21 protein-coding genes are annotated in these 22189 nt (G+C 68.5%); 6 read left to right on the top strand and 15 right to left on the bottom strand.

Annotation, left to right across the window (positions count from 1 at the left end; genetic code table 11):
* Positions 1–18: 18 nt before the first annotated feature.
* The 4 genes from ACVWYS_RS05670 to clpS all read right to left on the bottom strand — a co-directional run bounded on the left by ACVWYS_RS05670 (position 19) and on the right by clpS (position 2863).
* The gene (locus tag ACVWYS_RS05670; protein ID WP_344368160.1) at positions 19–816 is read right to left on the bottom strand and encodes an MBL fold metallo-hydrolase; all 798 of its coding nucleotides are present in this window, start codon (positions 814–816) and stop codon (positions 19–21) included.
* On the bottom strand, positions 813–1853 hold the full coding sequence (gene murI / locus ACVWYS_RS05665; protein WP_344368161.1) for a glutamate racemase: 1041 nt from the start codon (positions 1851–1853) through the stop codon (positions 813–815). The genes ACVWYS_RS05670 and murI overlap by 4 nt, the downstream gene beginning before the upstream one ends.
* 85 nt (positions 1854–1938) lie before the next feature.
* Positions 1939–2505: a DUF2017 domain-containing protein gene (locus tag ACVWYS_RS05660; protein WP_116766496.1), complete on the bottom strand. Its 567-nt coding sequence runs from the start codon at positions 2503–2505 to the stop codon at positions 1939–1941.
* On the bottom strand, positions 2498–2863 hold the full coding sequence (gene clpS, locus ACVWYS_RS05655; RefSeq protein WP_091253439.1) for an ATP-dependent Clp protease adapter ClpS: 366 nt from the start codon (positions 2861–2863) through the stop codon (positions 2498–2500). Before clpS ends, ACVWYS_RS05660 begins: the two co-directional genes overlap by 8 nt.
* 37 nt (positions 2864–2900) lie before the next feature.
* On the opposite strand from clpS, the gene ACVWYS_RS05650 reads away from it, so the two are divergent.
* The 3 genes from ACVWYS_RS05650 (at position 2901) to ACVWYS_RS05640 (ending at position 5330) form a co-directional block, all read left to right on the top strand.
* A complete protein-coding gene (locus ACVWYS_RS05650; RefSeq protein ID WP_456509449.1) occupies positions 2901–4229 on the top strand; it encodes a nicotinate phosphoribosyltransferase in 1329 nt (442 codons plus the stop codon).
* A complete protein-coding gene (locus tag ACVWYS_RS05645) occupies positions 4230–4898 on the top strand; it encodes an isochorismatase family protein (protein WP_344368163.1) in 669 nt (222 codons plus the stop codon). It abuts the gene before it with no gap.
* Positions 4899–4982: 84 nt separating this feature from the next.
* Positions 4983–5330, top strand: coding sequence for a hypothetical protein (locus ACVWYS_RS05640; protein ID WP_116766493.1), 348 nt, complete (start codon positions 4983–4985; stop codon positions 5328–5330).
* Between the two features lie 92 nt (positions 5331–5422).
* On the opposite strand, the gene ACVWYS_RS05635 is transcribed toward ACVWYS_RS05640, so the two are convergent.
* From ACVWYS_RS05635 to ACVWYS_RS05600, 8 genes are all read right to left on the bottom strand, one after another.
* Positions 5423–7213 carry a DEAD/DEAH box helicase gene (locus ACVWYS_RS05635; RefSeq protein WP_344368164.1) on the bottom strand — a complete coding sequence of 597 codons (1791 nt, stop codon included), beginning with the start codon at positions 7211–7213 and terminating at the stop codon, positions 5423–5425.
* 231 nt (positions 7214–7444) lie between these two features.
* A complete protein-coding gene (locus tag ACVWYS_RS05630) occupies positions 7445–7762 on the bottom strand; it encodes a DUF3039 domain-containing protein (RefSeq protein ID WP_370122952.1) in 318 nt (105 codons plus the stop codon).
* Between the two features lie 82 nt (positions 7763–7844).
* On the bottom strand, positions 7845–8627 hold the full coding sequence (nagB, locus tag ACVWYS_RS05625) for a glucosamine-6-phosphate deaminase (RefSeq protein ID WP_456509448.1): 783 nt from the start codon (positions 8625–8627) through the stop codon (positions 7845–7847).
* 61 nt (positions 8628–8688) lie between these two features.
* Positions 8689–10260: a transporter gene (locus tag ACVWYS_RS05620; protein ID WP_344368168.1), complete on the bottom strand. Its 1572-nt coding sequence runs from the start codon at positions 10258–10260 to the stop codon at positions 8689–8691.
* Positions 10242–11057: an ABC transporter ATP-binding protein gene (locus tag ACVWYS_RS05615; protein WP_456509447.1), complete on the bottom strand. Its 816-nt coding sequence runs from the start codon at positions 11055–11057 to the stop codon at positions 10242–10244. Before ACVWYS_RS05615 ends, ACVWYS_RS05620 begins: the two co-directional genes overlap by 19 nt.
* 112 nt (positions 11058–11169) lie before the next feature.
* A complete protein-coding gene (locus ACVWYS_RS05610) occupies positions 11170–12270 on the bottom strand; it encodes an NADH:flavin oxidoreductase/NADH oxidase (RefSeq protein WP_344368171.1) in 1101 nt (366 codons plus the stop codon).
* A complete protein-coding gene (locus tag ACVWYS_RS05605) occupies positions 12270–13274 on the bottom strand; it encodes a co-chaperone YbbN (RefSeq protein ID WP_456509446.1) in 1005 nt (334 codons plus the stop codon). Before ACVWYS_RS05605 ends, ACVWYS_RS05610 begins: the two co-directional genes overlap by 1 nt.
* 56 nt (positions 13275–13330) lie before the next feature.
* Complete coding sequence (locus tag ACVWYS_RS05600) at positions 13331–15283, bottom strand: hypothetical protein (protein ID WP_456509445.1); 1953 nt, start codon at positions 15281–15283, stop codon at positions 13331–13333.
* Positions 15284–15490: 207 nt separating this feature from the next.
* On the opposite strand from ACVWYS_RS05600, the gene ACVWYS_RS05595 reads away from it, so the two are divergent.
* The gene (locus ACVWYS_RS05595; protein WP_456509444.1) at positions 15491–16792 is read left to right on the top strand and encodes an AI-2E family transporter; all 1302 of its coding nucleotides are present in this window, start codon (positions 15491–15493) and stop codon (positions 16790–16792) included.
* A 75-nt stretch (positions 16793–16867) separates the two neighbouring features.
* Here ACVWYS_RS05595 and ACVWYS_RS05590 read toward each other — a convergent pair whose 3' ends face one another.
* Together ACVWYS_RS05590 and ACVWYS_RS05585 are read right to left on the bottom strand one after the other, a co-directional pair.
* Positions 16868–17695, bottom strand: coding sequence for an alpha/beta hydrolase (locus tag ACVWYS_RS05590; RefSeq protein WP_456509443.1), 828 nt, complete (start codon positions 17693–17695; stop codon positions 16868–16870).
* A 49-nt stretch (positions 17696–17744) separates the two neighbouring features.
* Complete coding sequence (locus tag ACVWYS_RS05585) at positions 17745–18107, bottom strand: ATP/GTP-binding protein (protein ID WP_116766483.1); 363 nt, start codon at positions 18105–18107, stop codon at positions 17745–17747.
* A 65-nt stretch (positions 18108–18172) separates the two neighbouring features.
* On the opposite strand from ACVWYS_RS05585, the gene nucS reads away from it, so the two are divergent.
* Together nucS and ACVWYS_RS05575 are read left to right on the top strand one after the other, a co-directional pair.
* A complete protein-coding gene (gene nucS / locus ACVWYS_RS05580) occupies positions 18173–18868 on the top strand; it encodes an endonuclease NucS (protein WP_116766621.1) in 696 nt (231 codons plus the stop codon).
* Positions 18869–19157: 289 nt separating this feature from the next.
* On the top strand, positions 19158–19361 hold the full coding sequence (locus tag ACVWYS_RS05575; protein ID WP_011692441.1) for a cold-shock protein: 204 nt from the start codon (positions 19158–19160) through the stop codon (positions 19359–19361).
* Positions 19362–19564: 203 nt separating this feature from the next.
* On the opposite strand, the gene ACVWYS_RS05570 is transcribed toward ACVWYS_RS05575, so the two are convergent.
* Positions 19565–22189, bottom strand: a complete 2625-nt coding sequence (locus ACVWYS_RS05570; RefSeq protein ID WP_456508634.1) for a bifunctional lysylphosphatidylglycerol flippase/synthetase MprF — start codon at positions 22187–22189, stop codon at positions 19565–19567.

Here is a 22189-nt window from a genome sequence, read left to right as displayed (position 1 = left end):
TCGAAGCAGTGCCGGCGTCTACACGGTGTAGTGCACACCCGCGACGGCGACGGCCACGTCCTTGCCGAAGACCTCCTTGGCCTCGGCCATGACGGTGGTCGGGGATGTCCAGACGGGGATGTGCGTCAGCAGCAGCCGCCGGGCACCGGCGGCGACGGCGGCCTCCCCCGCGCGCTTGCCGGTCAGATGCACGTCCTTGATGGCGTCGTCGCGGCCTTCCTCGAAGGCCGCCTCGCACAGGAAGAGGTCGGCGTCGCGGGCCGCATCCTCGAGTCCGCTGCAGGAGTCGGTGTCCCCGGAGTAGCTCAGGACGCGGGTGACGGGGTCGCCGACCTTGTCCGGTTCGGTGACCTCCACGCGGAGCGCGTAGGCCTCTTCCACCGGGTGGTTGACGGCGTACGGGGTGACGGTGAACGGGCCCATGGCCACGGGCTTGCGCTCGGACCAGTTACTGAAGTCGAATTCCTCGTGCATCCCGGGATCCAGGTCCAGGCCGTAGGCGGTGGCCATGCGGTCGGCGGTGGCGGCCGGTCCCCACACCGGAATCCGGCCCTTGCCCCAGCCGCCCGGCTTCCAGCGCACGGCAACATGGAGGCCGCACAGGTCCATGCAGTGGTCCGGGTGCAGGTGGGTCAGGAAGATCGCGTCAATGTCCTCCAGGTCCGTGTAGCGCTGGATCGCGCCCAGCGCGCCGCTGCCGATGTCCAGGACGATCTTCCAGTTCCGCTCGCCGTCGCTGGCGGTCAGCAGATAGCACGACGCCGGCGAGCCCGGCCCCGGAAAGGATCCGGTGCAGCCCACGATGGTCAGCTTCACAGCAGTGTTCCCCCGCCCGCGGATCCGCCCACGAAGTTGGAGATCCGCGGCCGGCCCGTGCCGGCCTGGGCGGCGGCAATCATCTCCGGGGTGATCCGGGCGAGGCTGCCGGTGGGGTACTGCGCCGCGACGTGGTCCACGTGGCGGACGCTGAGGACCTCGGGGCCGAGGAAGCGCCGGGCGAGGTGTTCGAACTGGGCGGCATCCCCGGTGGCAATGAAATTGTGCTCGGGGGCCGCGGCGTCCATGCGCTCGAGCCCGCTGGAGGCGAGGGCACGATAGACATCCTTGGCCGTTTCCTCGGCGCTGGAGACCAGCGTGACGTCCTCGCCCAGGACGAACGAGATCACGCCCGTGAGCAGCGGGTAGTGCGTGCAGCCGAGCACCACGGTGTCCACGCCGGCGGCTATGAGCGGTGCCAGATAGTCGCGGGCGACGGCGAGCAGTTCCGGCCCCGTGGTGATCCCGGCCTCCACGTAGGGCACGAACGCCGGGCAGGCCACTGACGTGATCTCCAGGTCCGGCGCGGCCGCGAAGGTGTCCTCGTAGGCGCGCGACCCCACGGTGGCCGAGGTCCCGATCACGCCCACCCGGCCCGTACGGGTCGCCGCGACGGCGCGACGCACCGCCGGCTGGATCACTTCGATCACCGGAATTCCGTACCGGGCGGTGTAGCGCTCCCGGGCATCGCGCAGCACGGCGGCCGAGGCGGAGTTGCAGGCAATGGTCAGCAGCTTCACGCCGGAGTCCACGAGCTCGTCCATGACGCCAAGGGCGTTGGCGCGGACTTCGGCGATGGGAAGGGGACCGTAGGGGCCGTTGGCGGTGTCGCCGACGTACAGGATGGATTCGTTGGGCAGCTGGTCGATGATCGACCGGGCCACCGTGAGCCCGCCGACGCCGGAATCGAAGACCCCGATGGGACGCGATCCCAGCTCCGATGCCGGTTCGGGGCCCGAGGGGCCTGTGGCGGTATTGCTCGTTGGGGTGTCCGCGGCAACAGCTGCGGCCGGGTCCATACTCGATGCTGAAGTCATGATTATTCGAGGATAGGACAACGCCTGCGGGGCGGCCATCACATTGTGGCGTGCAACTCGTGTCTCATGTGTCACACGTCCGCGCTCAGCGCCGGGCATCGAGCGAGTGCACCATCGCCTGGACCAGAGACTCCTGCAGCCACGTGGTGAAGTTGTAAACAAGCGCCAGGTAGCTTTCCACGTCCTCGGCCTGGGACCAGTCCTGCATGAGGTGGACGTTGTCCGCGTCGGCGTCGTCGCGGATGTCGAGTCGTTCGGCCAGGACCAGCCGGACATCGTTGAGGGCCGTGGCCCAGTGCCGGGCGTCGGCCGGGGTCAGGACAAGGTCCTCCCTGTCCAGGCTCAGGGCGGCCGCCTTCAACGCGCCGATCTTGCTTTCGCGCAGCGAGCGCTCGGTGTACCGGCGGAACTCGAGGGAGGCGTCGTCGTCGTTCTTCATCACGTTCGGCAGCAGCCGGCGCAGGGCCCGGTCCGAGGGCTCGCGGGCGTCGGCGTCCAGTCCCACCAGGGCGGCCAGCGGGTCCTCGTTGGCCCGCTCGGCCGGCTCGAGCATGGAGATGACGTCGGCAAAAAGGCTCCGCAGCAGTTCCCGTTCGGCCGGCTCCAGGTAGCCCTTGATGCCCTTGAGCCCGTACTTGAATGCCTTAGCCACGTTTTCCCTTGCCTTTGCCTGAACCGCTCCCGCTGCCGCCGGTGGCTTTTTCCACTGTCGCCCAGAGGCCGTAGCCATGCATGGCGACCGCGTGCTGCTCCACCTGTTCCTTGCTGCCGTGCGCCACGATCGAGCGGCCCTTCTTGTGGACCTCCATCATGAGCTTGTTGGCCTTGGCCTCCGAGTATCCGAAATAGCTGCGGAACACGTAACTCACGTAGCTCATCAGATTCACGGGATCATTCCAGATCACGAGGTTCCAGGGGATATCCGGGGCGGTCAGGACGTCGGTGGACGTCACCGTTCCGGTCTGGGTGCTCTCCCGTGTGTCGGGGCCAAGCGCAACGCTGAGGGTCATCTGTCCATTCTATGGGGATGCACACTAGAGTGAATTTGTGAGTTCATCAGCTGGCTGGGACCGTCCCCGCACGTCCCTGTACACCGATCATTACGAGCTGACCATGCTGCAGGGTGCTCTGCAGTCCGGTGCGGCCCACCGGAAATCCGTCTTCGAGGCCTTCGCCCGGAGGCTGCCGGACGGCCGCCGCTACGGGATCGTCGCCGGCACCGGACGCCTGCTGGAGGGTATCGCGAACTTCCGCTTCGGCGAGCCGGAACTGGACCACCTGCGCCGGACGAAGGTGGTCAACGACCAGACGCTGGAGTACCTGGCCGGCTACAGCTTCTCCGGCGACATCTGGGGGTACCCGGAGGGTGAGGCGTACTTCCCGAACTCCCCCGTCCTGATCGTGGAATCCACGTTCGCCGAGGCCTGCATCCTGGAGACCTACCTGCTCTCCGTGCTCAACCACGACTGCGCGATCGCCTCCGCCGCGTCCCGGATGATCACGGCGGCGGGAAACCGTCCGTGCATCGAAATGGGGTCGCGCCGGACACATGAGGAGGCGGCCGCCGCCGCTGCCCGTGCCGCGGTCATTGCCGGGTTCGACAGCACCTCCAACCTGGAGGCCGGATTGCGCTACGGGCTGAAGACCGTGGGCACGGCCGCCCATTCCTTCACGCTCCTGCATGACACGGAACGTGAGGCCTTCGAGGCCCAGATTGCCGCTTTCGGCCCGGAAACCTCGCTCCTGGTGGACACGTACGACGTCGAAACGGCGGTCCGCACGGCAGTCGACCTCGCCGGGGACAAACTCGGCGCGGTCCGGCTGGATTCCGGGGACCTCGTGGCCCAGGCCCAGTGGGTCCGCCAGCTCCTCGACGAGCTCGGCAATGACCACACCAAGATCGTGGTGACCTCCGACCTCGACGAATTCGCCATCGCGGCGCTGCAGTCCGCACCCGTGGACTCCTACGGCGTGGGGACGTCGCTGGTGACCGGGTCCGGGGCACCGACGGCGAGCATGGTCTACAAGCTCGTCAGCCGCACCGACGACGACGGAGACTTCATTTCCGTCGCGAAGGCCGCCAAGAACAAAGCCAGCAAGGGCGGTCGCAAGTACGCGCTGCGCAAGCTCAACGAGCGCGGAACCGCCACCCAGGAAATCGTCGGCGTCGGCCACCACCCGGAGGATGACGGCAATGACCGTCCTCTCCTGCAGCAGTTCGTCAAGAACGGCGAGCTCCTGCCCGGGTGGACCGGCCCCGAGGGGGTCCAGCGCGCCCGGCGGCGCCACGCGGAGACCATGAGGGAGCTCCCCGCCGTCGTCAACCGGCTGCAACGCGGCGAGGCGGCAATCCCGACCATCTACGAGGAGGACTGAATGTCCCGCGCCCTGATCATTGTTGACGTCCAAAACGATTTCTGCGAAGGGGGTTCCCTCGCCGTCGCCGGCGGGGCCGCCCTCGCCGGCGAGATCAGCGAGTACGTCGACGCCCACCACAGCCAGTTCGACCACATCGTGGCCACCCAGGACTGGCACATCGATCCGGGGGCGCATTTCTCGGAGGAACCCGACTTTGTCGACAGCTGGCCGCGGCACTGCGTGGCGGGCACCCGGGGGGCCGAACTGCACCCGGACCTGGACCCCGAGTACATCCAGGCATACTTCCGCAAGGGCCAGTTCGCCGCGGCGTACTCCGGTTTTGAAGGACTCCTGGCCCCCGAGGACGACGTCCCCACCGGGGACCGGAAGCCCGGCGCCATGCCCGTCTCCGAAACCGGCCCCGGCGCCGAAGACGCCGAAGACTCGGTGAGTGCCTTCGCCGCCGGCGATGATGCCATCGGACTGGACGACTGGCTGCAAAGCCACGACGTCGAGGATATCGTGGTGGTGGGTATCGCCACGGACTACTGCGTGAAAGCGACCGCCCTGGATGCCGTCCAGGCGGGCTACTCCGTCACGGTGCTGCGCGGCTTGACGGCCGGAATCGCCGAAGACCTCGACGACGCCGTGGCCGAGATGGAGTTCGGCGGCGTCGATGTCCTCTGAGCCCGCCGCCGCAGTAGACTCGAAATCCTTGCCAAGTCGCCAGTCTTGCTATTTTGACCGTCCCGTAGAACCCCGGAGTACACCATGAAGAAGACCCTGACCGTCCTGATTGCCGCCGGAGCGCTGCTCGCCGCCGCCGGCTGCTCGGCTTCCCCGCAGCTGACCAACGAGGAAACCTGCGCCCGGGTCAAGACCGTGGTCTCCGCCCCGTCGGCGACGTCTGACAAAGCCGGCATGAACAGGGTCGCCAACCAGCTGCGGCCCATCAAGGCTGCGGCATCGGATGACCTCCGGGCCCCGCTGCAGACCATCATCGAATACTTCGACGAGTCCGCCAAGCCCAACCCCGACGCCGCCAGGCTCGAAACCATGAAGGCCGATTACACCGCGGCCGGCCAGACTTACGGCAAGATCTGCGGCAACGGCCAGTAACCGGAGCGCAAGAGACTGTTTCACACAGCGAAGGGACCAGGCCATCGGCCTGGTCCCTTCGCTTTTGCTGCCCTGCTGAGCGGCGCGGGCGGCTATTTCCGCCCGATGAACCAGTCCTGAAGCTTCCGCAGCCGGGTCTGCAACTGTTCCTCGTTGGCCTGGGCGACGGCGGGGCCGCCGCAGACGGTCCGGAGTTTGGTGTGGATGACGCCGTGCGGGGTCCCGGTCCGGGCAGACCACGCCGCCACGTTCTTGGCCAGCTCGGTGCGCAGGTCCATGAGCATCCGGTGGTCTGGCACGGCCGGCACTGCCGCCTCGGGCGCGGCACCGGCCTGCGGGGCGCGCCTGTTCTTGCGGTTCAGCTGCTCGTGCTGGCGCTGGCGCAACAGCGTGCCGACCTGTTCGGCGTCGAGCAGTCCGGGGATTCCGAGGAAATCGAGCTCGTCCTCCGAGCCCACCTCGCCGCCGGTGCCGAACTCGCCGCCGTCGAAGAGCACGCGGTCAAAGGACGCCTGCGAGTCGAGGGCCTCGAACTTGCCCTTCATCAGTGTGTCGGAGGCCTTCTCCTCACGGTTGGCCTCGTCCATGAGCGAGTCCTCGGGATTGAACAGACCGTCGCCATCGTCCTTCTCCGGGCGGTCCAGGGCGTGGTCACGCTCGGCCTCCATGGAGTTGGCCAGCGCCATCAGCTGCGGCACCGAGGGCAGGAACACCGACGCCGTTTCTCCGCGCTTGCGGGCACGCACGAAGCGGCCCACGGCCTGGGCGAAGAACAGCGGGGTGGACGTCGAGGTCGCATAGACGCCGACGGACAACCGCGGCACGTCGACGCCTTCGGACACCATCCGCACGGCCACCATCCAGCGTTTGTCGCCGGCGGAGAATTCCTCGATCTTGTTGGAGGCCTTGGCGTCGTCGGAGAGGATGACCGTGGGCGATTCGCCGGTGATCTTCTTCAGCTGGCCGGCATACGCCCGGGCGTCCTCGTGGTCGGTGGCGATGACCAGGCCGCCGGCATCAGGGACGCTCCGCCGCACTTCGCTCAGGCGCTTGTCCGCTCCGGCCAGGACGGCGGGGATCCATTCGCCGGCGGGGTTCAGCGCGGTGCGCCAGGCCTGCGAGGTGATGTCCTTGGTGACGGCCGACTCGCCCAGGGAGGCGGCCATTTCATCGCCCGCGCTCGTGCGCCAGCGCATCTGGCCGGAGTAGGCCATGAACATGACGGGGCGGACAACGTGGTCCCGGAGCGCCTTGCCGTAGCCGTAGGTGTAGTCGGCCTTGGAGCGGCGGATCCCGTCCCGGTCTTCGGCGTACTCCACGAACGGGATGGGCGAGGTGTCGGAGCGGAACGGGGTACCGGTCAGGGACAGCCGGCGGGCCGCGGGGTCGAACGCCTCGCGGAGGCCGTCTCCCCAGGACAGCGCCTCGCCGCCGTGGTGGATTTCGTCCAGGATCACCAGCGTGCGGGCGGCCTCGGTCTTGGCCCGGTGCAGCATGGGCTTGCTGGCCACCTGAGCGTACGTGACGGCGACGCCGATGAACCCGCGGCCGTGCTGGCCGTCGGCGTTCTTGAAGTTCGGGTCGATCGCGATGCCCACTTTGGCGGCGGCGTCGGCCCACTGGCGCTTCAGGTGGTCGGTGGGCGCCACGATTGTCACGCGGTTCACGACGCCGGACTCGATGAGCATGGACGCCACCCGCAGGGCGAACGTGGTCTTGCCGGCGCCGGGGGTGGCGACGGCAAGGAAATCCTTGGGATGGGTGCTGAAGTAGCTGTCCAGCGCCTCCTGCTGCCAGGCGCGCAGCTTCGGGGCGGTGCCCCAGGCGGCCCGCTCGGGATAGGCGGGGGGAAGCGTGGGTCCGCCGAAGAGTGTCTCTGTCACTGGGGCGCCCCCCATCCGCGCATGGCTGCAGCCGACGGAGAAACCCAATTAAGCACAAAAACACCAATCTTTTTCGGATGGACCGTGGGCAGTACAAATTCGCGGCAGCGCAGCGGCGCGCTGCCGTAGAGGAACATTGCACGGGCACTACAGGGCGCTTCCGGGGACTACAGAAGCGCCGCACCGTGACGGCTAACGGATCCTGTGCGGTCCGCTAGCCCTCACGTGCCGCTATTTATCGCCGGAGCCCTTGCCGCCGTCGTTCCCGGGGCGCAGGCCCTCATAAACTTCCTTGCATTCGGGGCACACCGGGAACTTCTGGGGGTCGCGGCCGGGCGTCCAGACCTTGCCGCAGAGCGCGATCACGGGCTCGCCGGTCAGCGCGGATTCCATGATCTTTTCCTTGCGCACGTAGTGCGAGAAGCGCTCCCGGTCACCGGGCTCCACTTCCTGGCGCAGTTCCTCGCGCTCGATCGTGGCCGTTGACGTCCCGGCTCCGGAGAGCTCGCGCATCGGGTCGTTTTCGAGAGGATCGGTCATGCTAGTCATGACACCCATCTTAGCCGTTGGAAGCGCGCGGCCGGACCCGCGCGGCGCCCGCGGCGGGGCTGCGCGATGCCGGCGGCCGGGCTTAGAGGCCCTGCCAGGCAGGTTTATGGTCATAGCTGTGGCGGTAGTAATCGGCCAGCCGCAGGGAGGACGCCGCCGCCTCGTCCACGAGGACTGTGGCGTGCGGGTGCAGCTGCAGCACCGACGCTGCACAGATGGCGGAGACCGGGCCCTCCGCGAGATCCCGGACGGCCTGGGCCTTCTGCGCGCCGGTGGCGACGAGGATCACGTGGCGGGCGTCCAGGATGGTGCCCAGACCCTGCGTCAGGACGTGGTGGGGGACCTCGGCGAGGTTGCCGAAAAACCGTGAGTTGTCCCGGCGTGTCTGCTCGATCAGGGTCTTGATCCGGGTCCGGGACGCGAGGGACGAGCCTGGCTCGTTGAACCCGATATGGCCGTCGGTTCCGACGCCGAGGAGCTGCAGGTCCACTCCCCCGGCATCGCGGATGGCGTCTTCAAACCTCTGGCAGGCCGCGGGGATGTCTGCCGCGGCGCCGTCGGGCACGTGCACATTGGCGGGGCTGATGTTGACCCGGGCGGTGAATTCGCGGGCGATCACCTGGCGGTAGGACTCCGGATGGTCCGCCGGGAGTCCCACGTACTCGTCCAGGGCGAAGGCCCGGACCTGGCTGAAGTCCAGCCCGTCGCGCTCGTGCCGCAGCGCCAGCTCGCTGTAGATGGGCAACGGGGTGGAGCCCGTCGCCAGGCCCAGGACGGCCCCGGGTTTGCGGCGAAGCAAGGCTTCCACCGCATCGGCCGCCAGCGATGCGATCTGCTTGCTGCCCGGAAGGATGACAACTTCCATAATCCCTGCCTTCACCTGGCTTATCTGGCGTTCGGGTCTGCGCACTCCCAGCATGCACCCGTCAGCGGTTGACGGCCAGTTGTGCCAGCAGCTCCGGTGCCCGGCGGTCGAGCCAGATTCCGCCAACCCTGACCCCGGTGGCGAACAGCGCGAGCCCCAGCACCGGCCCCAGGACCAGGGCGATCCAGCCGGGCACGGTGCTGCCTGTGATGAACTGTGCGGCCACGAGCGCCACTTCGGGCGCCACGAGGACCATGAGAACCGCCATGCCGCCGAGCTGCACGGCAAGGGTCTGGGCCACGTTGCCCGGCGGTTTCTTGAACGGGCTGTCTCCCGGCAGCGGGACGCTCACCGTGTAGCGCGCCGAGACCACGGAGGACAGGCCCAGCCCGCTGAACAGCACGCCAAACGACAGCCCCAGGACCGCGGGCAGCTTGGCCCAGTCACCCGTGACGAAGAACGGCCCCACGCTGAACAGGAGCACGACGGGCAGCGCAAAGCTCAGGCACGCCAAAGCCCGGCCGAGCCTGTCGTCGGCGCCGCGCACTCCGGTAGCCACGTGCAGGGCGAACGCGGTGCTGTCGTAGGACACGTCCGTCGAGATGGACCAGGCCAGGAGGAAAGCCGTCAGCGGACCGACAAACTGGAACGGGCCGTAGAACCCGCTCTGGCTGCCCTGGAACAGGAACAGCACGGGCAGGAGCGGCACGACGACGAGGGCGCCGGCGTAGCGGGGATCGCGCAGCCAGTAGTACAAAGACCTCGCGGCGACGGCCGCGGCCGGGGTCGCCGGGAGCACCCCGAACAGGCCCGGACCGCCGGAACGGCGCTTGGAGGTTCCCGCGTAAGGCGGGGTCACCAGGGCACGCTGCAGCAGGACCTTCCAGGCCAGGGCGAGCCCCGCCAGCGTGGCCACCGCGATGAGGAATTTCACGGCGGCTGCCCCGTAGTGGCCGGCGGCGAGCTCGCCGCCGAGCGAAAAGGCCGCACCGGCGGGTGTCCAGGACAGTGTCCGGGCCAAGCTGGCCAGGAAGTCGCCTGAACCTGCGATTCCCTTCGCGATGCCCGCCACGATGGGGCCCATGAGGACCAGCGGGATGAGGAAGGCGACGGCACTGATGTCCTTGAAGCGCCGGGAGCTCGCCAGCCCTGCCGTCGCGGTGGTCACGACCTTGGACAGCACGACGCAGCTCAGCACGCCCAGCACCGCGCCCACTAGCGCGCCGGCCGCGGCGGGCACGCTGCGGGACCAGGTGCCCACAGTGGCGAGCGCGACGATGGAGGTGGCAAGGCCCGGTATGCCAATCAGGCCGCCCAGCGCCAGCCCCGCCAGCAGTTGCGGCATGGGCACGGCGAAGGTGGTGAAGCGGGCCGGATCCAGGGTCATGTCGGCGGCAGAGACCGCGACCGGGATGATGGCCCAGCCCAGGAGTGCTGCCGCGCCGCCCAGGACCACGACCGTCTGGGCGAGCTCAATCTCCTGGCCGCGCAGGAGCAGCAGCCCGGCCACCAGGAGCCCGACGATTCCCAGGGCGTACAGGGTGCCGATGCCGAGGCCCACCAGCTGCCAGGGGCTGCGCCTCACGCTGTTGCGCAGGAGGGTCAGCTTGAGCCTTAGAAGGTGCGCAACCATTCCAGTCCCTCCGTGTGGTTGCGGCCGCCCACGAGCTGCACGAAGCGGTCCTCGAGGCTCGCCCCGGCACGGACTTCCTCCACCGTGCCGGCTGCGAGGACCCGGCCGCCGGCGACGACGGCGACGTGATCGCACATGCGCTGGACCAGGTCCATGACGTGGCTCGAAACGATGACCGTTCCGCCGGAGGCGACGTAGCGGTCCAGGATGTCGCGGATGTTGGCCGCGGAGATGGGGTCCACGGATTCGAAGGGTTCGTCCAGGACCAGGAGCCGCGGCGCGTGGATCAGTGCCGAGGCCAGGGCGATCTTCTTGGTCATGCCGGCGGAGTAGTCCACCACCAGCGTGCCGGCGTCGTTGCCGAGGTCCAGGGCTGCCAGCAGCTCCGCCACGCGCGCGGTCACCGTGTCCCTGTCCATGCCGCGCAGCAGGCCGGCGTACGTGACGAGCTGTTCGCCGCTGAGGCGGTCGAACAGCCGGACGCCGTCGGGCAGGATCCCCATCAGCTTCTTGGCCTCCAGCGGATGCTGCCAGACGTCCACGCCATGGACCAGCGCAGTCCCGAAATCGGGGCGCAGCAGTCCCGTCGCCATGGACAAGGTGGTGGTCTTGCCGGCGCCGTTGGGGCCGACGACCCCGTAGAAGGATCCGGCAGGAATGTCCAGGGTGATGCCGTCGACGGCGATTTTGTCGCCGAAGCGCTTGGCGAGGCCGAGCAGGGACAGAGCAGGGACCGTCGACGCGGACGGGCCGTGCGGGGCTGGCTGTCCCTGCTGGTCAGGGGGTTGGTAAGTCATGACGCTAGACTAACCGCCCCCGGTCGCGAAAAGGATCGTCCGCAAGGCGTAGCTTCCCCCGCGCCCGCAACCGCACCCCGCAGCAACAACCCGCACCCACAACCGTCGAGTTCTAGAACGAATGCCGGGGTATGGCGCGCTCGTACTGCGGCGGCCAGGCAAGGTCGTGGCCGAGCTCGAACGCTGCCCGCAGCCACCAGTGCGGATCCCGCAGGGCGGCCCGGGCGATGAACACGCCGTCGGCCTGGCCGGTGGCCACCGCGTGCTCGGCCTGCCCGGCCGAGGTCAGGAGTCCCACCGTGCCGGTCTTGACCCCGGTTTCGCGCCGGATCCGGGCCGAGAACCCGGTCTGGTAGCCGGGACCGATCGGAATTTGCTGGTGCGCCACGGCGCCGCCGGAAGAAACGTCCACCAGGTCCACTCCATGCTCCGCGGCGGCACCGGCCAGCCGGACCGAGGCCTCGGCGTCGATCCCGCCCGGCGCCCAGTCGGAGGCCGAGATCCGCAGCAGCAGCGGCATGGAGTCGGGGATGACGCCGCGGACGGCGTCCACCACGGCAAGCGTCAGCCGGTTCCGGCCGGCCTCGTCCCCGCCCCAGCGGTCCGTGCGGTCGTTGACGAGCGGGCTCTGGAACTGGTGCAGCAGGTAGCCGTGGGCGCCATGGATTTCGATTGTGTCAAAACCGGCAGCGACGGCCCGCACGGCGGCGGCGGCGAAATCGGCGATCACGCCGTCAATCTCCGCGTCAGTCATGGCCGACGGCGGCGCGTAGCCGTCGAAGGCACCGGTGCCGGGGCCCACGGTGTCCCAGCCGCCCTCGGCAGCCGGTACGCTGCCCGACTTTCCGGAGAACGGCCAGTAGGACGACGCCTTGCGGCCGGCGTGCGCCAGCTGGGTGCCGATCCTGGTCTCCGCAGTGCCGTGCCGGTGCACGAAGGCGGTGATGCGCTCCCAGGCCGCGGCCTGGCGGTCGTTGTAGATGCCGGCGTCGCGGGGGCTGATCCGGCCCGCCGCGTTCACGGCGTTGGCCTCGGTGAGGATCAGGGCCGCTCCCCCGGTGGCGAACGAGCCCAGGTGCATGAGGTGCCAGTCGGTGGGCACCCCCTCGCCGGTTTCGGGCTCACAGCTGTACTGGCACATCGGGGAAACCCAGCCGCGGTGCTGCAGCCGCAGGGACCTCAGCTCCAGCGGCGTGAAGAGTGCGGATCCCACTAGAACAGCACCCGGGCCAGTCCCTGACGAGCCTTGGCGACGCGCTCGTCGCCGGTGCCCACGACGTCGAAGAGTTCGAGCAGCCGGACCCGGGCGGTCTCCCGTTCCGGGCCGAAGTTCCGGCCGATGAACGTCACGATCCGGCCGAGGCCGTCCTCGATGTGGCCGCCGGCGATGTCCAGGTCTGCGACGCCGAGCTGGGCGTCGAGGTTGTCCGGCTCATCGGCGGCGAGCCGGCGGAGGGCGTCGGCGTCGGGCCCGGAAAAGGACTGGAGGCGTGCCATGAGTTCCACCTGCGCCAGCCCGGCCTTGGCCTCGGCGTCGGAGGGCATCTCGTTCAGGGCCTGCCGGTAGGCGGCGGCGGCCGCGTCGTAGTGGCCGGCCTCGATCGCGTCGAAAGCGGCCTGGTGCAGCGGCGACAGCGGCGGAGCCTCCGGTTCCCCGCTGCCGGGACCGCCGGCGCCGATCCGTCCGGTCACCCCGTGGGCCGCGGCGACCTTGAGGAGTTCATCGAACAGGCTGCGCACCTGCTCCTCGTCGGCACCGCCCTGGAAGAGCGGGACGGGCTGGCCCTTGACGACGGCGACGGCGGTCGGCACGGCCTGGACCTGGAAGGCCTGGGCCAGTTGCGGAAAGGCGTCGATGTCCGCGGCGCCGAGCACCAGCCGGCCGTCGTAGCTTTCGACGATGTCCTCCAGGATGCCCACGAGTTGCCCGGAGTCCGGCGAATAGGAGGCCCACAGGGCGATCACCACGGGCACCTGCGCCGAGAGCTCCACCAGTTCCTGGAAGTTGCCTTCGGTGACGTCTACCCGCAGCGGACGATTGGCGTGCTCGGCCCCGACGGCTGCCGGAGCGGGCGGAGCGTCGGCGGAGCCTGTCCGGCCCGCACCTGCAGCCGGCGGCGCGGGGCGCTGTTTCAGGGCGGAGAGATCGACGGCGCCGCGCAGGTTCAGCGGGTTGGCGGCAACTGGCGGGACCGGTCGGGAAGCTGGCGTTGTCATAGCTCCACTCTAGCCATTGAAGCCCCGCCCGGCGCCACCCGCGCCGCCGGTGGCGGCTACTTGAAAGCCGCCCCGACCAGGCCGCGGGTGGCGGCCACGAGCTTCATCGGATCCTTGGACCCGGCCGGCGGAACATAGACCGCCACCGACTCGGCGAAGTTGAGCACCATGCCGGTGCTCGTCTCCTTGCCGCCGGCCAGGGCAGCCGCGTCGTCGCCGATCGTGAGCTTGTCTCCCTCGGCCTTCGGAGTGCCGTCGAAGGAGAAGTTCAGGCGGCCCAGGACCAGCGCCCCGCCGTCGGCCGTACGGAACACGACAGTGTTCTCGGGGGCTACCTTGTGCGTGAAGGCAAAGGTGCCGTTGACGCCGGACGTGACGACGTCGGCCTGGTAGGCGAGGGTGTCGGCGATGTACGGGGAGGACTGGCCTTCGACGAGCTTGTCCTTGAAGGCGGAGTCGGCCTTGGTCAGGCGGTCACCCAGCCCGGCGAGCGCTTCCTCGCCGCTGTACAGCAGGCCCGACTTGTCCGAGGGTGCCAGCGTCTCGGTGCCGCCCCGCCCGATCGCCGGGAACGTCGCTCCGGGCTGCAGCGGCGTGCTGCTGACGAGCTTGTAGTTATCCCGCGGGGAGGCCTGCGTCAGGGTCAGCACCTGCGGGACAACGTTGCCTTCGCCCTGCGTCACGGCCATGACGGACCGGGGCCAGCTGCGCTTGTTGGTGACCACGGTGGTCAGGAGCTTCGTGGAGCGGACCGGCATCCGGGCCTCGTAGGAGCCCACCTGGGACCGGATCTTGTAATTCTGCGTACGCACCTCGAGCTCGGACTGTGCCACGCGCGGCTGCAGCTTGGCGGCGTCTTTGGCCGCGTCGCCGGCATCGACGGCACCGGCAACCTGTTCCAGGACGCGGCGGAACTGGGCGTCCAGGAGTACCGGGGCATCGGCGGCCTGGTCCGGACCGGAGGTGCCCGGAGTCGCACTGGCGGAGGCAGGGGCACTGGCAGCCGGAGCACTGGATGCCGGGGCGCTGGCGCTCGGCGAGGGGACCGGCGTCTGGCTGGCCTGGGCTGCCACGGAGGTTCCGGTGACGGCGGCGGCCGTCAACACGGCAACCACGACGCCGGTTCGGCGTGCGGTGCGGGCACCCCGCTTCTGCTCGGGCACAGTTTGTTCACGCAGAGTTTGTTCACGCACGGTTTGTTCCGGCGTGGTCTTTTCGGGCGCGGTTTTTTCAGGCGCGGTCTTTTCAGGCGTGGCCGGCTGCGGCGCGGTGTCGGGGGCAGTCTCTTCGGGGCCGGCCGGCAGCGTGCCGCCGGTTGAACCCCGGCTCCCGCGGCGTGCCGCGGCCTTGGCCTGCGCGCGGCGGGCGAACGGGCTGCCCTCACCCCCGCCGGTCGGGGTGCCGGAGCTCCGGTTGCCGGCCTTGGGCTTGAGGACCAGCAGTGCCACGCCGGCGATGATCAGCAGGCCGCCGAGCACCATGAACGGAATGGCCCAGGGCGTGGAGGTGTCGTTCGGGAAGGTCATCGTGATGGTGCTCGGGGCGGGCTTGGTGCCGTCCGTTGCGAGAAGGAGGGACCAGTCGCCGTCTGCCGGCGCGTTCCAGGAATAGTTCATTTCACCGCTGGCGTTTTCGGTGGTGACCCAAAGATCCGATCCGGCGGGCGACGGCGCGGTTGCTTCGCCGTCGGTATGCGTCAGCTGCAGCGCCGTGCCGTCGTCGGACACGCCGGCGACCGTGTTGTGCGCGGTCTTGCCCACCCAGGCGTTGACGTCGTCCGGGCGTCCTGCCGCCAGCATGAAGCTGCCCTCGCCCTTGACGTTGATCTTCACGGTCCCGGGGTGCAGCGTCCTCAGCTTCTCGTCGAAGACGGTCAGCGGCGCCGCAGTACCGGCCGGAGCGGTGGCCGTGATGGTCTCCGGAGGAGCCCAAAAGGTCTTCTGGCCAATTCCAGCCAGCAGTGTCAGGAGGCCGAGCAGCACCAGGGCGACTGCAGTCTTGAAACGCAAAATACACCAATCATCAGCGGACACGTAGCTTCAATAGTAACCGTTTTGTTACCCGCGAGTCAGATCGGCGGCCCGGCCCGCCCCCGTCCGGGGCCCCCGCGCCGGCGCCCCGCCCTTGAGCTGACAAGCCTGCTGATAGTGTTTGCGGTGATCATCACACCAGCGCAGCCGCCATGGCGCCGCAGAGAATTAAGGGCATTCACCGCAGTGACTGAAGATACGGATTCGTCCTCCGCAGGACCGGAAGAAGCCCAGGAATCCGGCAGCCAGAATCCTGCCCCGCAGCCGATTGCCTCCCGCCCCCGGGTGGCCGCCGCCGGCGTGCTTTTGTCCTTGGCCCGGCGGTTGCGTCAGCCCCTGCCGGGAGCCCAGCCGCGGCTCCGCTTCGAAATGCCTCCGGAGCACGAGGCCGGGGACGAAGGGGCAGCCGAGGCCGGTGACGCCGGACGCTTCGGCAGCCCCGGCCCCCGGATGTCCGCCCAGCATCCCCTATATATGGGCTTCATGGGCACGGTGGGCGTAGGCGTCGCACTCCTGGTCTACTGGATCGGCTCGAATACCACCCAGCTGCTCCTGTGGATCGTCACGGCGCTGTTCATCACCCTCGGACTGGACCCGGTGGTGCGCTGGCTCGAAGGCAAGAACGTCCCCCGGGCCGCCGGCATCCTCATGGCCGTTGCCACCCTGGCCCTCGCGGTCGCGGCGTTTTTTGCCACCCTGATCCCCACGATCGTGCAGCAGGTGACGCAAATTGTGCAGCAGGCGCCGAAGTGGGTCCAGGAGTTCGTTGACTCGGACTTCTTCCGGAGCATTGACCAGCAGTTCGGCATCCGGGACCGCATCACGCAGGAGCTTGAGAAGTTCGTCAACAACCCGGATGCCATGGGCGGAATCTTCGGCGGCGTTGTGGGCTTCGGCTCCACGGTGGCCAACGGGCTGTTCGGCGCGCTGATCGTGCTGGTCCTGAGCCTGTACTTCCTCGCGGCTTTGCCCGCCATGAAGAAATGGGGCTACCGGCTCGCGCCGCGCTCGCGCCGCCACCGGGTTCAAGCCCTGTCGGAGGAAATCACCGGCTCGGTGGGCAACTACGTGATCGGCCAGGCCGCTGTGGCGGTACTGAACGCCACCTTCGCCTTCATCGTGATGTCCATCATCGGCGTGCCGTTCGGAACACTGCTCGCGTTCGTCGTGGCCCTACTGGCGTTCATCCCGCTCGTGGGCGGCATGATTGCCGGCTGCCTGGTGACACTCGTTGCGCTGACGGCCGGCTGGCAGACGGCGCTCGTGTTCGCCATCTGCTACTTCGCCTACCTCCAGTTCGAGGCCTACTTCATCTCGCCGCGGATCATGCAGAAAGCCGTGGCAGTACCCGGTGCCGTCGCCGTCATCTCGGTCATCGCCGGCGGCAGCCTGCTCGGCGTGCTCGGCGCCTTGATCGCCATCCCCACTGCGGCGGCGGTCCTACTGCTGCTCAAGGAGATCTTCATCGCCCGCCAGGACAACCGCTAAGTCGTTTTCGCACCGGAAAAGGACAGCCGCACCGTGGATCCACGGTGCGGCTGTCCTTTTCCGGTGCGGTTTTGATCAGGCGTGCGCCGTGGCCACCGGCCCGTCCCATTCCTGCGGCAGCACGGTTCCGGCGCTTCCGGTTCCGGCACTGCCTCTCGCGGCGCGTCCAGGGAGGACCTCGTCCACGATTTCGTTAAGCACGCGCCCGGCGTACTTTTCCCCCACCCACAGGTGCTTGGCGCCCTCGACGCCTACCACTACGGCCTGCGGGACGACGGCGAACCTCTCCGCTGCCGCCGCGGGCTGCAGGTAGTCGTCGTGTTCGGGGACCAGCACCTTGATCGGTTTGCCGGCCTCGGCCCACTCCTTCAGGTGCACGTCCGTGGCCCGGTGCAGCGGGGGTGAGAGCAGGACAGCCCCCTCGATCTCCGAGGCCACCGGCTCCGTGGCGCCGTACATGAGGGCGAGCTCGGTACCGAAGGACCAGCCAACGAGCCATCGGTTCGGCAGGCCGCGGTCCACTGCGAACCGAACGGCGGCCTCGACGTCGAGCCGCTCGCCGACGCCTTCCTCGAAGGCGCCCCCGCTGGTCCCCCGCGGCGAGGACGTGCCCCTGGTGTTGAAGCGCAGCACGGCGATCCCGGCCAGGGCCGGCAGCCGGTAGGACGCCTTTCGGTAGACGTGCGAGTCCATGAAGCCGCCGTGCGTCGGCAGCGGGTGCAGCGTAATGAGCGTTGCCTTGATCTCGCCCGATTCCGGGACCGCCAGCTCGCCCACCAGGCGGTGTCCGTCCGAGGTCCGGAGTTCGACGTTCTCGCGGCGGGCCGGCAGGACGGTGGAAGCGCGGATGGGGGTGGGCGCGGACGGCTGGGTGAAGACGTACGACGCCGGATCAAAAGTCATGCTGACAAGCTTAGCTATAACGCTTGGCGATACCTGTTACCCCTACCCGTCAGCGGTACCAGTACGTCCGTGACCGCCAGCAGTTGCTGTGCCAGTGCCGGCGCTCCGCGAGGCCAGCGGCGGCGCCAAAGAGGTGGTCCTCGGACCAGACCACGAGGTGGGCGATCCCGGGCAGCACGGCCGTGGAGCAGCCGGGGCAGATGTAGGTTTTCTCGGCACGGCTTGCGGTGATGGAGCGGACCATCCATTCGCCGTCCGGTGCGCTCTCCCGGCGGGCAAAACCCGAGCGTGCGCGCTCCAGATCAAGTTCCGGCGCCGGACCGTTCCTGGCTCCGTGTTTGGCGCCGGAGCCTGATTTTCCTGACACGGTCTTTCCTGACACTGTGCGACGGGGTCGGTTGGAACGCGGCATGGTTCCATTCTGCCCCAGCCCGGCTGCCTCCCTGCTCCGCCGGCACAGACGGTAGAGTGGACCGGGTGCGTTTAGTCATAGCCCGTTGCTCCGTCGATTATGTCGGCCGCCTCAAAGCCCACCTCCCGCTGGCCACCCGGCTGTTGCTGGTCAAGGCCGACGGCTCGGTCCTGGTCCATTCCGACGGCGGGTCCTACAAGCCGCTGAACTGGATGAGCCCGCCTGCCTCGCTGCGGGTCTCCACCCCGGACGAGGTCGACGTCGAGGTCGGCGTCATCGAGCAGTGGACGGTCCAGTCCGCCAAGACCGATGACCGGCTCATCATCAACATCCATGAGCAGCTGCACGACACCTCCCACGAACTGGGCCAGGATCCCGGCCTGATCAAGGACGGCGTCGAGGCGGACCTCCAGCGGCTGCTGGCCGCGCAGATTGAACTGCTCGGCACAGGGTTCTCCCTGATCCGCCGCGAATACTTCACCGCGATCGGCCCGGTGGACATCCTCGCCCGGGACGCCGACGGCGCCACCGTGGCCATTGAGCTCAAGCGGCGCGGTGACATCGACGGCGTCGAACAGCTCACCCGCTACCTGGAACTGCTCAATCGGGACCCGCTACTGGCACCGGTCCGGGGGATCTTCGCGGCCCAGCAGATCAAGCCGCAGGCCAAGGTCCTCGCCAAGGACCGCGGAATTGACTGCGTCACCCTGGACTACGACGCCATGCGCGGCGTTGACGACAGCGAGTCCCGGCTCTTCTGAGTACGTCCCGCGGCAGGCTTTTCCGGGCGCAGATTCGCGTTAAGGGATTCTTTGCACAAAATTTATGCAATTCTCGCTTGCGCCCGTTGACCTGACGCAAGTGTCATGAAATTCTTATACGAGTCTTTGTGTAGGTGTTTTTTCATGCTCGCAAGACATGTTGCGAGCGTGAAGCTCCTGCCGCCACGGTCCGGGATCCGGGCCCGAAGCCAAGGTTCTTCTCGCAGAGTGACCAAGGCCGGTGTGAAGTGCGCCGGACTTATTCAAGATCCACAATGAGGAGAAACAAATGGCACAGGGAACCGTCAAGTGGTTCAACGCAGAAAAGGGCTTCGGCTTCATCACCCCGGATGACTCCGATGGCGATGTCTTCGTTCACTACTCCGAGATCCAGACCGGCGGCTTCAAGACCCTCGACGAGAACCAGCGCGTTCAATTCGAGATCGGCCAGGGCGCCAAGGGCCCCCAGGCTACCGGCGTGACGCTGGTCTAGTCTCCCGCAGGGAACTGCTACGGCAATTCCCGCAATAAATGATCCCCGGCATTAGTGCCGGGGATCATTTTTTTGCATTGTTGGGCGCCCTGCTTTGTTAGGCGCCCTGCATTGTTGGGCTCCCTGTTTCGGCCGCACTGCTTTTGCGCGGGCGCCGCTGCGGCGGAACCAATGCTGGCCCGAATTGCCGCGACGCAAATGCGCTAGCGCACCAGGGTCCGCAGCAGGCGTGCGCTCTGCCGGACGGATAACCCGGGAAGGTACGCCCGGCTCAGGGCCCGGCCCATCGCGGGCAGCTGCAGCGGATCCTGGTAATACAGGTACAGCGTGCGGTAGTCGGGTTTGAAGCGCGATTTGAAGGTTGCCAGCGACCGGAAGCCGTAGACCGGCTCCAGGGCTCGGCCCACGACGTCGAGGATTCCGGCCAGGCCCTCCGGTCCCGCGTCGCCGCGTCCGCCGTCCCCCGGCCCCGCGTCGCCGGCCCCCGCGCTTCCTCCCCCCGGGCCACCACCCAAGGCACCGCCGCCGTCGTCGCCTTCGCGCTCCCCCGCATCGTCTCCGGAGCGGTCCTTGGCCAGCGGTGAGCCGGACAGGGAGATGACCTCCACGGTGCGCTTGAGCTCCTGGACGGCGGAGGCGATGAGGAACTCCATGACGCCGGGGAAAGCGTCCCCGCGCCGGCGCATGAAGTCCAGGGTCCAGCTCACGATCCGCCCGTCCTCGAACACCGGCAGCCAGCTGGTGACGCCGTGCACCCGTCCCGCGGCGTCCACGGCCAGGCAGCAGAGCACCTCGTCGTCGTCGAGCTCGTCCATGCTGCCGAGCGTGAAACCCATTTCGGGGACGTGCTTTTGAGCCGCCCATTCTTCGGAGACCTCGCTGAGCTGGGCGCGCAGCGGGGCCGGAAACCCGCTGTAGCGGCCCCAGACGGCCCGGACGCCGGTCTTCGCGGCACGGTTCAGGGCTGTGCGGACGTTCTGCCATTGCTTGCCCTTGAACTCGAGTTCGCGCACCGCAAGCCTGGTTTCCTGGGCCACGGCCACCCTGCGGAAGCCCCGGGCACTCAGCATCGGCCAGAGTCCGTCGGTGCAGGAGTAGAAGCACGGGATCAGGGCGTTCTCGGCGCAGTAACGCATGAAGCCGGCTGCGGTCTCCTGATGGAGCGCCGCGGGTCCGAACGGTCCGGCCAGCGTCAGGGCCACGTTGCCGTGCTGCTGATAGGCGATCCCGCCGCGACGGTCCGGCGTGAACCAGTATTTGTTCGGTTCCCAGAGCGCCATCCAGGACAGCGAGTCGCCGCCTTGGCGGATGAGCTCACGGGCCGTGTCCCGGTCCCAGGAACCGACGTCGGTACTGTTCATCCCGGTACCGTGAAGCCGCCGCCGCAGGACCAGCCAGACCGCGGCCAGGGCGACGCCCCAGAAGATGATGCCGGCATAGGCGAACAAGAAGGCCTCGACGGCATTGCGGTTCTGGAACAGCCGGCTGTAGGCGCCGGGAATGGGCAGCGGCAGGTACTGCCGGGCCAGTTCCGCCACCAGGCCCAGCGGCCCGCCGTCGCGGTCCATCCCGCCTGCCGCCAGCCACGCCCCCGTGTAGGCGCCGGTGAGCGCCAGCCACGTGCCGCCGACCACAAGGGCCAGGGTCCGCCGCGCCTGCGGCGCCGTCTCCACCCTGAATTGCCGCCGGTTGAACCAGAGCAGCACCACGACCAGCAGCGGAACGGCCACGAGCGGGAGGACGTGGACGAAGCCTGAGCCCATCACGGCCGGGCGGGGCCGGTTGGGATAGTGCGGAATGCGGGCGAACAGGGCGAGGTACACGGCGGCCAGGGCCGTCACCCCCAGCTGGACAATGATGGCGATCCGCAGGGCAAGCCGGCGGCCCTGCCGCATGCCGTCCGCGCAGATCAGCAGGAGGACCACCGGGACGACCGCCAGCGCGAGGCCGAGCGGACCGGCGAAACCGGCACGGCCGGCCTCCAGGCAGTTGACGTCAACGGTACCGCCGCAGTTTTCCTCCAGCTGGCTCAGCGTGGGCAACGGGTTCAGCACGACGTCGCGCAACAAGGCAAGGGGCCCGGTGGGACTGCTGACAACGGCAGTAAGGATCGGTCCCACCGCGAAGATGGTCACCGTGAGGGCCAGCAGGTTCCGCGTTTCCCGTCCCGTTGAACGGTGGCGGTGCAGGGTGCCCCGGTCGCCCTGGATCCACCAGCCCGCGGCCAGGCCGGCGAGTGCCCCGCAGAGCCCCACCACAGTCTCCGCATGGCCCACGTAAAGCACCAGCAGTAGGGAGACGGACACGACGGCGGTCCGCAGGCGTCGTTGCCATAGCGTCGGCAGAAGCGCGCTGGCCGCCAGGACGACGGCAAGGACGGCCGCGTAGGGGCCGATCAGCCGGGCGCTGACCATGAGGCCCAGCCAGCCGTCGCCGAGGTACCGGGCAAGCTGCGTGATCAGCAGGAACAGGGTCACAGCCGCGAACTGGCCCACGAAGAAGAACACGGCCGTCCGGAGCGTGCCCAGATGCCGCTCGGCGAGGCCCAGCAGCAGCAGGATCATGAGCGACGCGGCGAGGTAGGCCAGCAGATTGGTGGCGAAGAACAGGGAGGTGAACAGCGACCACCAGTGCCCTGCCTTCAGGCCCGGGGCGCTGACGGAAGCAATGGGCAGCAACGCGTGCGGCGGCCCGGACAGGAAACTGCCCGTGAGCGCCCCGATGGCAAGGAAGGCCGTGAGGACTGTCAGAGTGAACGGTACAGCCCGGAAATGCGCCAGCGTCCGGCGCACGCCCTGTTTCCAGACGCCCAGCCATGATGCGTCCAC

Source organism: Arthrobacter sp. TE12231 (assembly GCF_054062895.1).
The sequence above is the reverse complement of the archived record's forward strand: the minus strand, read 5'-3'. Positions and strand labels throughout refer to the sequence as shown.

Excerpts from the sequence above, each read along its gene's own strand:
- ACVWYS_RS05615 (WP_456509447.1), bottom strand. The coding sequence starts at position 11,057 with ATGACTTACCAACCCCCTGACCAGCAGGGACAGCCAGCCCCGCACGGC.
- ACVWYS_RS05640 (WP_116766493.1), top strand. The coding sequence starts at position 4,983 with ATGAAGAAGACCCTGACCGTCCTGATTGCCGCCGGAGCGCTGCTCGCC.
- nagB (WP_456509448.1), bottom strand. The coding sequence starts at position 8,627 with ATGGAAGTTGTCATCCTTCCGGGCAGCAAGCAGATCGCATCGCTGGCG.
- ACVWYS_RS05575 (WP_011692441.1), top strand. The coding sequence starts at position 19,158 with ATGGCACAGGGAACCGTCAAGTGGTTCAACGCAGAAAAGGGCTTCGGC.
- ACVWYS_RS05645 (WP_344368163.1), top strand. The coding sequence starts at position 4,230 with ATGTCCCGCGCCCTGATCATTGTTGACGTCCAAAACGATTTCTGCGAA.
- clpS (WP_091253439.1), bottom strand. The coding sequence starts at position 2,863 with ATGACCCTCAGCGTTGCGCTTGGCCCCGACACACGGGAGAGCACCCAG.
- ACVWYS_RS05630 (WP_370122952.1), bottom strand. The coding sequence starts at position 7,762 with ATGACTAGCATGACCGATCCTCTCGAAAACGACCCGATGCGCGAGCTC.
- ACVWYS_RS05620 (WP_344368168.1), bottom strand. The coding sequence starts at position 10,260 with ATGGTTGCGCACCTTCTAAGGCTCAAGCTGACCCTCCTGCGCAACAGC.
- ACVWYS_RS05590 (WP_456509443.1), bottom strand. The coding sequence starts at position 17,695 with ATGACTTTTGATCCGGCGTCGTACGTCTTCACCCAGCCGTCCGCGCCC.
- ACVWYS_RS05605 (WP_456509446.1), bottom strand. The coding sequence starts at position 13,274 with ATGACAACGCCAGCTTCCCGACCGGTCCCGCCAGTTGCCGCCAACCCG.
- ACVWYS_RS05585 (WP_116766483.1), bottom strand. The coding sequence starts at position 18,107 with ATGCCGCGTTCCAACCGACCCCGTCGCACAGTGTCAGGAAAGACCGTG.
- murI (WP_344368161.1), bottom strand. The coding sequence starts at position 1,853 with ATGACTTCAGCATCGAGTATGGACCCGGCCGCAGCTGTTGCCGCGGAC.